This is a genomic window from Rhizobium azibense (genome assembly GCF_004342325.1).
Taxonomy (GTDB): Bacteria; Pseudomonadota; Alphaproteobacteria; order Rhizobiales; family Rhizobiaceae; genus Rhizobium; species Rhizobium etli_B.
Window position 1 is genome coordinate 23357 of sequence record NZ_SMBJ01000022.1, and the last position, 13725, is coordinate 37081.

12 protein-coding genes and 2 pseudogenes are annotated in these 13725 nt (G+C 55.5%); 8 read left to right on the forward strand and 6 right to left on the reverse strand.

Going from position 1 to position 13725, the window contains the following annotated elements:
• The first annotated feature begins 8 nt into the window (after positions 1 to 8).
• A complete protein-coding gene (locus EV130_RS31120) occupies positions 9 to 1238 on the forward strand; it encodes an O-antigen ligase family protein (protein WP_132662546.1) in 1230 nt (409 codons plus the stop codon).
• Positions 1239 to 1293: 55 nt separating this feature from the next.
• Here EV130_RS31120 and EV130_RS34340 read toward each other — a convergent pair.
• Positions 1294 to 1767, reverse strand: a pseudogene (locus tag EV130_RS34340) (hypothetical protein); the annotation flags it as partial.
• 48 nt (positions 1768 to 1815) lie between these two features.
• Between EV130_RS34340 and tnpA the strand changes: the two are divergent.
• From tnpA to EV130_RS33730, 4 genes are all read left to right on the forward strand, one after another.
• Complete coding sequence (gene tnpA / locus EV130_RS31130; RefSeq protein ID WP_037126023.1) at positions 1816 to 2178, forward strand: IS66-like element accessory protein TnpA; 363 nt, start codon at positions 1816 to 1818, stop codon at positions 2176 to 2178.
• Complete coding sequence (tnpB, locus tag EV130_RS31135) at positions 2175 to 2522, forward strand: IS66 family insertion sequence element accessory protein TnpB (protein ID WP_018240454.1); 348 nt, start codon at positions 2175 to 2177, stop codon at positions 2520 to 2522. The genes tnpA and tnpB overlap by 4 nt, the downstream gene beginning before the upstream one ends.
• Before the next feature lie 71 nt (positions 2523 to 2593).
• Positions 2594 to 4159: an IS66 family transposase gene (gene tnpC, locus EV130_RS31140; RefSeq protein WP_132662551.1), complete on the forward strand. Its 1566-nt coding sequence runs from the start codon at positions 2594 to 2596 to the stop codon at positions 4157 to 4159.
• Positions 4159 to 4464 (forward strand): hypothetical protein, encoded by a 306-nt coding sequence (locus tag EV130_RS33730; RefSeq protein ID WP_132662547.1) that lies wholly within the window; start codon positions 4159 to 4161, stop codon positions 4462 to 4464. Before tnpC ends, EV130_RS33730 begins: the two co-directional genes overlap by 1 nt.
• A gap of 60 nt (positions 4465 to 4524) precedes the next feature.
• On the opposite strand, the pseudogene EV130_RS33735 reads toward EV130_RS33730, so the two are convergent.
• Positions 4525 to 4674: pseudogene (locus EV130_RS33735) on the reverse strand (LysR family transcriptional regulator); the annotation flags it as partial.
• Between the two features lie 333 nt (positions 4675 to 5007).
• Here EV130_RS33735 and EV130_RS31150 point away from each other — a divergent pair.
• Complete coding sequence (locus EV130_RS31150; RefSeq protein WP_165918597.1) at positions 5008 to 6165, forward strand: acyltransferase family protein; 1158 nt, start codon at positions 5008 to 5010, stop codon at positions 6163 to 6165.
• Positions 6166 to 6609: 444 nt separating this feature from the next.
• Here EV130_RS31150 and EV130_RS31155 read toward each other — a convergent pair whose 3' ends face one another.
• A complete protein-coding gene (locus EV130_RS31155) occupies positions 6610 to 6816 on the reverse strand; it encodes a KTSC domain-containing protein (protein ID WP_132554441.1) in 207 nt (68 codons plus the stop codon).
• A 272-nt stretch (positions 6817 to 7088) separates the two neighbouring features.
• Between EV130_RS31155 and EV130_RS31160 the strand changes: the two genes are divergently transcribed.
• Complete coding sequence (locus EV130_RS31160) at positions 7089 to 7832, forward strand: sugar transferase (RefSeq protein ID WP_245520153.1); 744 nt, start codon at positions 7089 to 7091, stop codon at positions 7830 to 7832.
• Positions 7833 to 8044: 212 nt separating this feature from the next.
• Here EV130_RS31160 and EV130_RS31165 read toward each other — a convergent pair whose 3' ends face one another.
• The 3 genes from EV130_RS31165 to EV130_RS31175 form a co-directional block, all read right to left on the reverse strand.
• Positions 8045 to 9376 carry a TIGR03790 family protein gene (locus EV130_RS31165; RefSeq protein WP_165918598.1) on the reverse strand — a complete coding sequence of 444 codons (1332 nt, stop codon included), beginning with the start codon at positions 9374 to 9376 and terminating at the stop codon, positions 8045 to 8047.
• A 209-nt stretch (positions 9377 to 9585) separates the two neighbouring features.
• Positions 9586 to 10188 carry a transglutaminase-like cysteine peptidase gene (locus tag EV130_RS31170; RefSeq protein ID WP_132662550.1) on the reverse strand — a complete coding sequence of 201 codons (603 nt, stop codon included), beginning with the start codon at positions 10186 to 10188 and terminating at the stop codon, positions 9586 to 9588.
• Between the two features lie 270 nt (positions 10189 to 10458).
• Positions 10459 to 11703, reverse strand: coding sequence for a polysaccharide biosynthesis/export family protein (locus tag EV130_RS31175; protein ID WP_132554435.1), 1245 nt, complete (start codon positions 11701 to 11703; stop codon positions 10459 to 10461).
• A gap of 1037 nt (positions 11704 to 12740) precedes the next feature.
• Here EV130_RS31175 and EV130_RS31180 point away from each other — a divergent pair.
• Positions 12741 to 13622 (forward strand): hypothetical protein, encoded by an 882-nt coding sequence (locus EV130_RS31180; RefSeq protein ID WP_132554433.1) that lies wholly within the window; start codon positions 12741 to 12743, stop codon positions 13620 to 13622.
• Positions 13623 to 13725: the final 103 nt, after the last annotated feature.

Consider the following 13725-nt stretch of genomic DNA (forward strand, 5'->3'; position numbering starts at 1 on the left):
TCTGATCGATGAACTTCTTGATGCCGTTGACGATCTTTTTGGCATTTATACCAATCTCACTCGACACGCCAATTGGCTATATCAGCCCCGTAGACTTGGCGATCGTGCTCATGGGCTTGCCACTGATCATGAATTTGTCATCGCCCCGCTTGGACCCTCGCGCCAAGAAAATGCTCGCTCTGTCCTTCGTGACCTATGCCGTATGGGTTGCTTGCTGCGTCCTCAATGGCGGACCTATCGATCCAAGTTCGCTGATCAAATATTTCATATTCATGGTCGCGATACCGATCATCGTTGCGATCAATGTTCCTGCGAACAAGAAGGGCTATTTCTACTTCTCGTTCAGCGAGATGTTCTCTTATGCTGGGTTAATGCTGGCCGCTATCGTCGTACTGCAAATAGCGAGAGGCCAGGCACTTACACAGTCTGGCGATTCGTATTACGTGATTATTGCTAACCAGCTCGTGCATAAGAACACGGTTGGAGCACTTCTGGTCTTTAGCACTATTGGAGCTGCTTGGTGCGCGTTCAGGAACAACTCGCTGATCCATCTCGGCAGCACGTTCTTCCAGCTTATGGTCACGCTAGTGATCGGGAATAGGTCCTCGTTCCTTGTCGAAGGGGTGTTCGTCGGCATCGTCATTCTCAGCGCCGGCATAAACCGTCGAACAATGAGGACTTTGATAATTTGTGGGGTGATCGGTATTCTTGGCGGCACCTTTGCCTACCCAACGGGTATGCTGGATGCTCAGATCGAACGCCTTACGTCATTGGGAAGCGTCAATGATGGCGAGCTGACCGACGCAAGCGCGAGGCTCGTGCTTTGGGATTACGCTTGGCGTCTGATCGTCCAGCAGCCATTCCTGGGCTACGGCTTCGGAAATTTCCTGTACTCGGCGGACGACTGGCTAGATGGCAGGATTGAACCTCATAACGCTTTCCTTCAAATCATCTACGCAGTTGGGATATTCGGCTTCGTGGCTTTCATGATCATGTTCATCATAGGGCTTCGAAGCCGGAACCGGGGCGTTGATTCCAAGCCGCTTTCGCTCATGATCTATGCGTATGCAGCCAACGCAATGGTCGGCATCATTTGGTTGAGAGGTGAAGGACACTTGTTCTGGATGCTGTTCTTCATCTTGAGCATGGGCTATGAGCGAAGCCACTTGACTGTCGAGCAGCTGGCCCACGCAAGCCGAAACCGATTGGTGCGCCAGATCAACACCTACGCGCGTTAGGGCCGACAGCCTACGCCACATCCTTGTGAATATCAGAGCAACACATCCTTGTTCCAACCCCTAGTCCGATCCTGAAATCGATGCCCCTCACTGCCTTCAGTTCGAACGCCCGGTTCGGTAGGTCGATAGGTCCTGAACCCATCCCGGGGCAAAGCCGATGCCAGCCGTTTCGCGCGGGCCACCGCCCTCAGATCGCAGCACTCATTGAGCGATCGAAAGAACCGCAACGAGCCGATGTTTCCACCGGGCGGATGAAATCGGAATCAATCTAGCCGCTTTCCACGGTGCGAACTATGTCGCCGGTATTGCGGCTGGAATGTGGATACGGATATCCAGATACTTGTGGGCGATCTTCGAGAGAAGCGCCGACGGAACACCCGTGGTCGCCGGATAGACCGCCCCGATCCTGATCCGCCGGATTGTCGGCCACGGCCCGTGTAAACTCTGCAGACAGATCGACCTCACTCAATCCGTGAGCGTCCGGTGAGCGGATTTTGCTGAACGAGCCAGTTAGGCGATGTTCTGGCATTAGAACCAGCATTAGTGCTGACACTAATATCAGATCTGAGAGGTTGGCATGGCTCGCATGGAGATCATTTCCGGCGTTGAGCGTAGGCGGCGGTGGTCGAAGGAAGCGAAGCTGGCGATATTGGCTGAAGCCGATCAACCGGGCGTTCGCATTGGTGATGTCGCTCGTCGCCATGACATTTATCCTGCGCAGATCCGTTTATGGCGGAAAACGCTTAGCCACTTCGATGTGTCGGCAACGTTCCTTCCGGTCCACCTGGTCAACGAAGTAAGCCTCGGGCAGATGCCGGCGGCCGGCGGGGCGCCCGCGCTTATCAAGATCCAGCTACGAAATGGTCGCAGCCTGAAAGTTCCGGCGGACATTGAACGCAAGACGCTGTCATCGTTGATCGCGTGTGTTGAGGCTGCATGATCGGGCCGACAGGAAATGTGCGGGTCTACTTGGCTTGCGGGGTGACCGATATGCGGCGCGGTATCGATGGTCTGTCTGCTATGGTCGAGGCGGTGATCAAGGAAGCGCCGGGTTCCGGAGCGATCTTCGGCTTCCGTGGAAAGCGCGCCGACCGGATCAAGCTTCTATGGTGGGATGGCCAAGGGTTCTGCCTATTCTACAAGATTCTCGAGCGCGGATACTTTCCTTGGCCGACGGCGAAAGATGGTGTTGCGCATCTGACGCAGGCTCAGTTGTCGATGCTTGTTGAAGGGATTGACTGGCGCCGACCAGCGTGGACTTCCGCCCCTGGCCGCACGGGTTAAAAGCTATATTTTACAGGGACATCCGGGGCAAAACGCTAGTGCTTTCGCTGCAAATCGGCTATGTTTTGGGCATGAAAGCACCGCCGCTGGACAGTCAGGACGAGCTATTGGCATTGCGCGCGCTCGTCGCTGAACAGGCGGCGAAACTCAGCGCGCAAGAAGCCGAAGTCATCAAACGCGACTCGATCATCGGTCTTCTGCGCGCGCAGCTGGAACTGCTCCGACATCGGCAGCACGGCGCATCCTCGGAAAGGATCGATCGGAAGATTGAGCAATTCGAACTGATGCTCGAGGAGATCGAAGCCTCTCGCGCCGAGGCTGATGCTCGTTCCGAAAAAGGCCTGCTGCCAGATCTGGATGATACCCCCGACAAGCCGAAACGCAGACCTCTGCCGGATGGCCTTCCAACTGAAGAGCGGGTGTACACAGCGCCCTGCAGCTGCCCGACTTGTGGTGGCATGTCCTTCCTGAAGGCGGCCGACAAGGTGGTCCAGGTGATGGAGCATGTGCCGGCTTCTGTGAAGATCGTCCGGCATATCGAAAAGCGCATGGTCTGCAAGGACTGCGATACGACGGTGTCTGGCGAAATGCCGAGCTTGCCAATCGGACGAGGCAAGCCCGGTCGGGGGTTGCTCGCGCATATCATGGTCGCCAAGTTCGACGATCACATCCCGCTCTACCGTCTCTCCGAGATGTACGACCGGCTGGGAATAGACATCTCCCGGTCTGTCATGGCGGACTGGGTTGGGCGTGTGTCAGTCCTGCTGGCCCCGCTCATCCTGCTGATCAGAGCCCATATCGCCGCGGTCGACCGAATACACACGGACGATACCCCGGTCGATGTTCTCGACCCAGGACGAGGAAAGACGAAGACCGGCAGGGTCTGGGTCTATGTCTTCGATGGCAGCGGCTACCAGGATCCCACGCCCGGAGCGATCGTCTATTACTATAGCCCCGACCGAAAGGGCGTGCATCCGGCTGAACACCTCGCTCACTTCAGCGGCGTAATGCATGCGGATGGGTATGCTGGCTATAGCAAGCTTTACGGCAACCAGATCATCGAAGCTGCGTGCATGGCGCATGTGCGCCGCAAGTTCCATGATGTGATCAAGCTCAAGCCATCTCCGATCGCCGACGAGGCTCTGTCGCGCATCGGTGCACTCTACGATATCGAGGATCGTATCCGCGGCATGTCGGCTGACGAGAGGCGAACACTGCGCCAGCAACACGCCAGACCCATTCTGGCGGACCTCAAGGCCTGGATTGAAACGACGCTTTCGACGCTGCCACAGAAACAGAAGCTTGCAGAAGCGATGCGATACGCTCTCTCGCGATGGGCAGCATTGAGCGTCTACATTGACGATGGCCGTGTCGAAATCGATAACAACATAGCTGAGCGCGCCATGAGACCACTCGGAATTGGAAGAAAAAATTGGCTCTTCGCCGGCTCCGACAAGGGCGGCGAGCGCATCGCCAATATCCTGACCATCATCGAGACAGCTAAACTCCATGGCCACAATCCAGAGGCCTATCTGACAGACGTCCTGACCAGGATCCAGAGCCATCCGAAGGATCAACTTGAGGAACTGCTCCCGTGGCAGTGGACTCCGGCAAAAGACCGATGCGAGGCTGCGTGATGGCACGCTCAAGGATCATTTATACCCTCAAAGAGGTCGCTGAGATGATCGGCGAGAACCTCGAGTTGATCGAAGAGGTGACCGCCAACTCGGATAATATCAGCGAGGGCGAATTGCTTTATGTCCGCGACGGCAGCGAATACGGCACGAAGGGCCTGACCGAGAACGGCGTGGACGAGCTCCAAAATCTCATCGCCGACATAAGGACATGGGATGGTGGAATCCGCCAGTTTCTCGTCGATGACCAATGCGATCCGGATGTGGTCGAACGCGTTATGGCAGACGAGATGAAACGCGGCCTATAATATCGGCCTCTCAACCAAGCGAAAATGCCTTCGCCGGACGCTCTCCTCAATCCCGACTCAGCGAGCGTAGAAGATCTCCCGTGCCCCAGTCAGTTTCGCCCGTCTGGTCGAGCGGATGAAGAGCTGGCAAGCGAATTCGCGCTCCAGCGCCTCACATGGCTCCAGCTGGGCGATGCGCACCTTGGCCGCAGCCTTGCCCTCCACGACCAATGTTTGTGGGGCGCGATAGCGCTCGGGCGCTAGTTTAGTTAAGGTTAAATTGGTCAGTCATCTTGACTTACACCGCTTCCGCATGGCGAAGTAATTTTATCATCTCAATCTCGCCTAGGTTATCGAATGATCAGAGGGGCTGGTGGTTTGTTTATTTTAGGCCTTGTAGCTATCATCACGGTGATTTAGGTGCATCGTTATGACCTCGTTCAAGTAGACTCCGAAAGATATCTTGTCGATCGCTGGAGGAGAGATCGAATTTCTACCTCGCGCGAAGGGAACTGCAGAACTCTCTAGACCAGAAGCAAATTTACCTCGATGCGAGTATCCTTGTTGAAAAACATCTTCTTTCTCCGAAGCGAGCCGAAGCGCGAAATTGAACTCGACTTTGTGCGTGCGATCGCCATCCTGCTGGCGGTTGGCTGGCACTTCAACCACGTGGCATCGGGTAGTTTCGTTTCGAGGGCAATTCTATTACCGGGCGCAGCTATTGGCTGGGCTGGCGTTGACCTGTTCTTTGTCCTCAGCGGCTTCCTGATAGGAAGGATCATTTTTTGCGAGTTGCGCGACAAAGGATCATTCGACCTGAAGCGATTCTACATTCGGCGCTTTTTTAAGCTGTGGCCGCTTCTATATATGTCACTCTTCGCACTGGCCGTGTTTTCCGGCGAGCCGCCATTTCAGTACGTCCCACAGATCGCCTTCCATGTACAAAACTACTTCGCTCCATCGATCGCGAACCATCTCTGGTCGCTGGCCGTTGAAGAGCACTTTTATTTGATCGTCGCCGTGCTGCTGAGCCTGTTTGTAAGGTTTCGATGGAGCGAGCGCGTGGTGCCTACTTCCTGCATGTTAGCTATCGTTATCGCACCTATCCTCAGAGCCATCGCTAACGACATTGGGATGAACCCGGTAGAAATACAGTGGCAAACGCAGTTTCGAGTGGACTCGCTGGCCGCCGGCGTACTTCTTGCCTGGATCGCGGTCTTTCGCGAGCAGTTTTGGAATCGGACATTCCGGTTCCGTACGCTGTTTGCCGTCATAGCCGTTCTGGGAAGCGCGGTCCTCTTCAACAGCGATAAGTATAGCTATTTTGGCTCGACCATTGGCTACTCGGTAGCATATGTCACCTCCGCAGCATTTATGCTGTCCGTCTATCGCACCCGCCTTTTCACTTCTGGGAGCTGGCCTTCTCGTTTGGTGGTCGGCATCTCAATGATTTCATATGCCATGTACATCTGGCACGTGCCAGTAGCAGGGTTCCTTGCACGCATAGCACCAAGGTTGGGGCTCCAAGAAGGCCAGCTGATCTATGTCGGGCTGTGCTACTCGCTTTCGTTCTTGGTTGCATACCTTGCAACGGTGATCATCGAGCAGCCCTCGCTTGTTCTGAGAGACAAACTATTCCCCAGAAAAAGCAACGGCGAGCTACCTGCCGCGAAAGCTCTCACAGAGGAAGCGCCTCTCGCTCCTGCAACGAACAATCTTTAGTCTAATTATCCTCGACGTTGCTACGATATCGTTCAAGCGTTGACAATTGGACCATTGGACCGGCCACGTTGAGTTCTGCGCACTGCGTCAGGACCATGCAGTCATTCCTAGATCAACGTATCCCTTTGGCAGGCACACCGCCTTGTGAATTGGCGGTTTTGCCGTGAGTTTGCGCTCTTACGAGTGGACCTAAGAGCAATTCATGGGACATGCGGTTTTGCTGACGGGACCAAAGCGGCGTCGGCGGTGGTCATTGGAAGATCGCGCGCAGATACTGGCGGAGGCTTTCACGCCAGCCTTTGGTCCAAGAGGCGGAGGCCGCCTTTCTGCCGGAAAAGCTCGTTGACTCTGGCAGCAGTGACGCAGTTGAACTGGCCCTGGCAGTGGACTTCCCGAATGGCGACAATTCTATGTGCTTGTCCGGAAACGTCCATGAGATGACAGTCAGGCAACACGCCGGAACTGCGTTCTGATATGATCAATGTAGTGCTGGCCTGGCGAATCGGCCGTCACCATGCCGGAAACCGCGTCTTCCGTGACGCCTGCAAACAGGCGAGTTTCACCGTTCCTGAAGGCGATATACAGCTGACCGTCGTCAGGGTTGAAGAAGATCGATTCGATGATTCGGGACGTGACTGCGATTTCTTTCATTGGGCACCTCTTCGTTTGAACTTTTTTGCCACCGAAGCCCAAATATTTGCTGAAACGAGGTGGTTAATGTTTCTTGCTTTTCGGCCGATCCTGTCCCGGCTGGTAGTAAACCAGTACTTAAGTGTTAGTCTTTCTAATCATCCTTTCACTCTGCGGTTGCTACGCTGCAACAACGTTCCCAAAAATAGACGGTACGAATTAACCTTTTATTAATTTAACTGATGACGAGAAGCTTTTCGTAAAGTAAGGAATCCGCAAGCCGTAAGAGAAAAATGAGTAAAGCGGAAATGCTAACAGCTGCAGCAAAAGATAGTGCAAGCAATATATTTAACGCTGATAAGGTCGCTCACGAGCCTGCAAACGAAAACGCCATTGCCTACTTTCAATGCGGAGCTGCGCAGCGTCCCCGCGCTGTCGAATTCGCGCTCAAGAGAGCACTGGACATCATCGTGTCGGCGACGGCTCTTTTGATTCTCGCTCCTGCTCTCATACTCATCGCGGTTTTAATCCGCGTTGAAAGCAAGGGATCTCCGCTGTTTTCCCAGCTGCGTTGGGGCAAGGACGGCAAGAAAATCAAGATCTACAAATTCCGCTCCATGCGTGCTGAAGCGGGTGATCCGACCGGTGTGCGGCAGACCGTAAAGAACGACCCGCGGGTGACACGGCTAGGTGCATTCCTGAGAAAGACCAATCTCGACGAAATCCCACAGCTGTACAATGTGCTGCGTGGAGACATGTCCCTCGTCGGCCCCCGCTGCCACGCGGTCGGAATGCTTGCCGGCGGTATGCTCTATGAAGAGCTCGTTCCGGAATATCATCGCCGCCACGTCATGCGGCCCGGTCTTACGGGCCTCGCGCAGATGCGCGGCCTTAGAGGGCCAACCGACAGGGCGTCGAAGGCGCGTGCCCGCATCCACGCCGACCTCTATTATATCGAGAACTTCTCTTTCATGCTCGACCTGTTGATATTGGTGGGCACACTACGCTCTGAACTGACACGCGGCCAGGGTTTCTGATAGCCCAGGTTCGTGTTCGAAATTGTCGCACCACTTTTCTGTAAGAAGGCGGACCAGACGGGCACCGCACAAGTTGGGCGTATTCGAAATATTTACCCGCCGGCTCCAGCTGGGTCATGAGCAATCCCGCGCAGATGCGCACGCGCGCTTCCTCAGGGCGATAGAAAGCTTATCTTTTTTTGATCATCCCTGCGCACCACCGAAGCCGCGCACTACCCGCGCGGGAGGATGCCCAAGCTCAAGCCACTCATATTGGAATCGTCTACCTCAAAACTTCCGATAAGATCGCCTGGCTTTAGGTCGCCCGAAACCCTAAAGTCACGAAGGAACCGCGGTGTGCCTCTCTGGACGTCATACATGCCGAAATCGAAGCTAGCAGCCTGCCCGGCCTGCTGAACCATGTCCTGCGCAGCGCTCCGGGCATTCTCAAGGTAAGCTTTGGTATGCCGGTTCGCCTTTACCGTGACCACGTTTCCGTCCAATCTAGCATCGGCGACCGGGAAAGGGCGTGAAAGCGGCTCGCCGACCAGAAGCCCTTCGGTTACCATGTCGATGCTTTTCCAATATGCCTCTAGGATGGAGTCGCCGTGAAGATAGTTGGAAAGCAACCGTTCTGGATTGGGGAACTTGCCGGGAAAATTACACGGTTCGCGCACGGTCCCGAAAGACGCAGTCGCTCCGGCCCGGATCAGCGCCGTAATAGCCGTCTGGGTTTTGTTGTCCCCTATAGCGCCGCCGAATGACGTCAGATGATCTGCGAAGGCACCCGGCAGGAAATGGAGGGTGTCCAGATCCTTCAGAACGGGCAGGCCGATCTGAAAACCCATCACGTTTGACCGGCCGGAAAGCGTCTGTGCCTTGGTGACGGTGATTGCGATCTCCTGGCCAAGCCGCGCTTGCGCGCGGTCCATTGATGCCTCTCTCGGCCCCGATCGCGGAACGTCCGAGGTTTTAACGAAGAAGACCTCTCCCAGCGGGTCGGCCGCGTCGGCGCTTTTTCCCCGTTCGGCGACAGCGACGCTTTCTGCCAATCCCCCACCCCCGAAGAGCAGCATTGCAGGCTTCGTATGCAACGAAGCTCCCGGCGGAGCGCCGGCGTCCGGATTCTGCTGGGTAACATTGCAACTGCCCTTCCAGGTCATCGTTGCGATACCCTGCGAAATCGCTGAGGTTATCGACTGGTTGGAATCGACCCGATAGGGTTTGTCGAATGCTAGGGCGAAACCGGCCAGACGACTGTAGTTTGGCAAGTGGTGGAGTCGCTCAAGTTCGCGAACCATAAGGTGCCGGGCCACATAATTCACCCGGGGCAGCTTCAGCTTAATGATGTTTGATGGAGGGACGCCCCGTATCCTGGCATATTGCTGGCCAAGCTCGATCGATTGCTGGTCATTCGCGTTGACGAGGATCCCGAGTGTGGTGGGTGCGAGAACAATCTGATTTTCTGCCGTCAGTGGCAGGACGGTGATCGGGCTTTGCGCCAACGCAGACGATGTAACAAAAAGGATCGGGTGGACAAGCAGTGCTGCCAGAAAACGCTGCATTCTAAGATGTCTTACCGGCCGGATTGAGGACATGTAACGCGGCTAAGGTAAGTGACGCCGCGGCTTCGCGCAATGCAGAACTGCGCCCCTCACGAAGGACGTTGCCAGCGACGGATGAGCTTGCGGGAACCGGGGTCAAATGCCGCGTCTGTACCGTCGAAACCGGCGACCACGAAAGATCCGGGTCGCAGGGCATCCGGCAACGATGTTTACGATTCCGATACGACCTTGACCCATTCGTTGGGATTATTGCTCGATTGGACGCTGACCCAGCGATATCCCGTCCGGTTCCAGGCAACGATGCTGTTACGCAGATTGTCGAGAACGAAATCGCCACGGTCCGTCCGAATGGTCAAGATGAGATGGCCCTGGTTGCCCGGTGTTACCACAGCCGAAAGAGACAAGGCTGCGGGCGATACTCCGCGCCGGATCAATTCATCCCGCTTTTGGATAGCATAATCGTTGCAATTGCCGGACGTCGCCGTCAGGGACCAGTCGAAGGTGCCTTTCTGTGCATCGGGAGCAATTCGGTCGTTGACTTCTTTGTTGACGTTACTGATCAGGTTCCATGTGCGGTCGTTGAGGGTAACTCGCTTGCCGCCTGCGACACGCTTGCACTGGCCCGCGTAAGTCATACAGAACATCACATATCCAATCGGCGTCGGCTGCGGATCGGCTTCCAGCATTCTGGCGGCAGGTTTTGCGGGAACCGCAGCCTGCGGATTGGCGAGCCGGGGCATGGCCTCTGCACCGGAGGAAATCATAGCGATCGCCAGGCCGGTTGTGATCGCGCTGCGTAACGAAGCTGCCATGGGAATGTCCCTGTTTTTCGAACTGACCCGACCCTAGCGGCGTTGCTTTGACATCGAGTGAAACAAAATGGGACAATTTTACGGGTGTAGCGTTTTGAGATTGTTGGAGACTTCTAATTCTCCGGAATCTACGCGCGTCGTTCATCCCCGAGCTGCCACAGCCACGGCGAGCTACAGGCGGGGCACGATCAACAGGAAACGCAAACTAGGGCAATTGCGGACCTTCGCCCGCAATTGCCCGTCATGTGTTCACGGCTCGGACGGACGAGATCAGTCGCCGATAGTGCGGATTGCATCGCGGCCACTTGTGACCGCTGTGACCGTGTCTGCCACGCTCGTGACCGTCGACGTTGTATTGGTGACGAGCGACAGGAACTTGGTGAGCTCGTAAGCGCCCGAATTGTCAACGTACAGAATATCTTTGTTTCTAAGGTTGAAGTTCTGCGCCGCGAAATAGGCACTCGGGTTGCGGAAGTCGACTTGGAAGATTACCGGGATCGAAGTCTGCGTCGGCGCGAACCTGGTCAGGTCGATGCCGGCGTTTGCCAGCTGCTTGCGATCCATCACACGATAGATGAAGACCTTTTTGGCATCAGCGCGTGTGTCGTCCAGACCGCCGACCTTCGCCAGGCCTTCCGCCAGGGTAATGCGCGCTGAACCGAAATCGATCTTGTTGGAGGCACCAACGACACCAGAGTTGGTTGCACCGAACGCCAGGAAGCTTTCGGCCTCACGATAGACGTAGATTGTGTCGTCAGGATGCACGTAGACGTTTTCACGGGTATTGGCGAGAATATCGTCAAAGAAGACCGTCGACTTGCGGGTTCCGCGCTCGAGGGTCACAAACGTCTCATAGCCAGGATGGGCGGGCCCGCCGGCACGCGCCAGTACGTCGATGATGCGGTCGCCGGCAGGGTTCACGTCGATTCGCGCCGGCGCGCGGACATCACCCACGACCGAAACCTGGCTCGAGCGCTGGGTCGCAAGAGTAATGAGCACCTGCGGTTCAATCGCCCGGTTCGAAAGCTTCTCGGCGATCTCGTTTTGAACATCGGTGACCGAACGACCGGCAAAACGGATTTGGCCCGCATAGGGAATATTCAGATCCCCCTGCCCGTCGATCTGCTGCGCCGGCAGCGACACGAAGTTTCCGGGCCGAGCTCCTGCGTCGGTCGGGATGAACAGGCCGCCGGTCTGTGCTTCGAAAATCGTGACCTGGACCACATCGCCGACGCCGAGGCGCAACTGAGGGGCGACACTGCGTGCATTTCCAAACGTTCCGAAGAGCGACTGAGGAGCCGGCTTTCCGAACTGGTTGACCGCCTTATCGTCGACATTGATCAGAACGTAATCAAAGATGGACCTTTTGTTGTCAGAGCTTACCTTGACCGTGGCTTTGGCCTTGATATCCGCGGCAGTCGGACCTTCCTTGGACAAAGCCGTGCAGCTTGCGAGCGCGAGTCCCGTCAAGAACAATACGCCGGCCTTGCCGGCGTAGCTGGAAAGATTGACCACCCCTCAGTCCCCTTCAAAATGCAGTGCAAAGCCCGATTCTGTTGCACTCACGTATGACAAATGTTTTTCGTGATCGCCGTCCTTGCGTGCGAGCCACTATTATTTCCCCAACTTAACAGTTCTGTTCCATTTCTACCCAATCTCTAGCAAGTAACTGCATTTTGCGGAACTTATGCTTAGTGTTTTCTAAATGCCGCGACCAATAGTTGCGTGAAACATCAAAATCGACGTTCATCGGACGAGCATAACCCTCAATTGTATTAAGCTGGATCGGGGGCATTCGCTTGTTTTAGACACCAACAAACACGCCTCCAAGCCTGCCATGGACGAAAGCCCGACCATTCGAAGTGATCATTTTGGCGAGCCATAACGTTGGGAGAAGATCAGAGTCAATCCTCTGCTAATCGAAACAACGGATTAGTTCGAGAAGGGACTTTGTATTTTAATCCATGTGATAAAATGAACACGATCATCCATGTTCCTAGGGCGCTTGACGTGGAAAATCATGCCAGCGAATACAAATCGCCGACGTGCTACCAATTTGGGTTAACGAATACTTGAGAGACATTAGAAAAGTTGGCCGAACATGGCACCGGACTAGGGATTACCTACGGAGAACTTCAGTGAAAGCTTGCGGTGGAGCGTGGAGAGTTGAGATGCAAATCTATATTAGCGATCGGCGACGCCACCAGTGCTGCGACCCGCCCAAAAATAGTCAGCGGGCGCTAGCGTATTAATCTCGTTGTCATCCCCGCTACTATCCCAAGCGATGTCATGCCGCGAAACGACTGAGTTACTGGGCAGTCGACGGTCACCGAGAAAGATGATGAGTGCAGCAGTGCGCGCGGCCTCAGGCCTATACTCGAAAATCGTCGACTGGGATGGCTCAAAAGCGATATCGAGATAGCGCAGTGATTACCCGATTATGTGCGTGGAGGACGTTAACTTCGCTTTCAAGAACTTATTTACTTTTTTCGAGTCGCCCAATAGAGGTAATAAATAATTAATTCTCTCAAGAAATTTTGGAGAGCCAATATATGCGGTTTTTGTGTTTGGGCTTGCTTGCCATCGCCTCCAATGTCGCGGGTCCAGTCATTTCAAATGCACAGACCGCCCCTGCTTCGCAGACGGGTCAAACCTGGATCCTACCTGCTTCACTGGCTGGCAAAAAACTGTCTGATGTACTCGTCGACCAGACAAAAGGCGAGGTCGACGCCATTCTCGGGACTGCCGCAGGAGACAACAACAAGCTGACTACCGTCACCGAAGGCCTCGTTTTGAGCCTTCCTTCATCGTTGCCGCAAGTCGTCACCAAGGCGGTGCAGGCCAACTCCACGGAGACGGCATCCGCAATGGGGCTCGGCCTTTGCATGGCAGCCTCCAGCTTGATGAATGCCGCCAATGATCCGGCCACGATCCCTGCCGAAAGCCAGTCAGCGCGCAGCCTTGCCCGTGCGATTCTCGCGAACGTGGCAGCTGCGTCGCAGGCAAGTGCCACTGCAAATGCAGGCATCTCCAACAGTTTCGGTATTTCCACGACTTCGAGCGGCGGCACGTCCATCGCCTGCAAATCAATCGGTGGCGAGGTCATCGCAACCGCAGCAGTCAACGCCGCGGCCCCGTCATCAAGCGCAGGCGTTGGTGCAGCAACCACCAGCGGCGAGGACGGCAGGTTTGTGGCGGGTGCTGCCGATGAAGTGACTTCCGGCGGTGGCCAGAAGCACGTAAGTTATTCTTCAGGCGTCGGTGCCCGGCTGTTTACCGCAACGAATGCGGATTCGGCGGGCGCATCGACAATTGCCGTCCCTGGCCCCGAGGCTGGAGCTGGCCTGATGTCGCTGATGGGCTTTGGTTCCGTCTTTGCGGTGAGGAGCCGACGCGTAAGGCATTTCATCAGGATGCTGCGGCCGGTACGCTGACAGAGCCGCGGCGACGCGCAACAAGTTTACGCTAGCTGCAGTATCGTTCATCAACAACCCGAAGATATTCGAGGTGATGACGACGACATCGGCGGTCACGCCC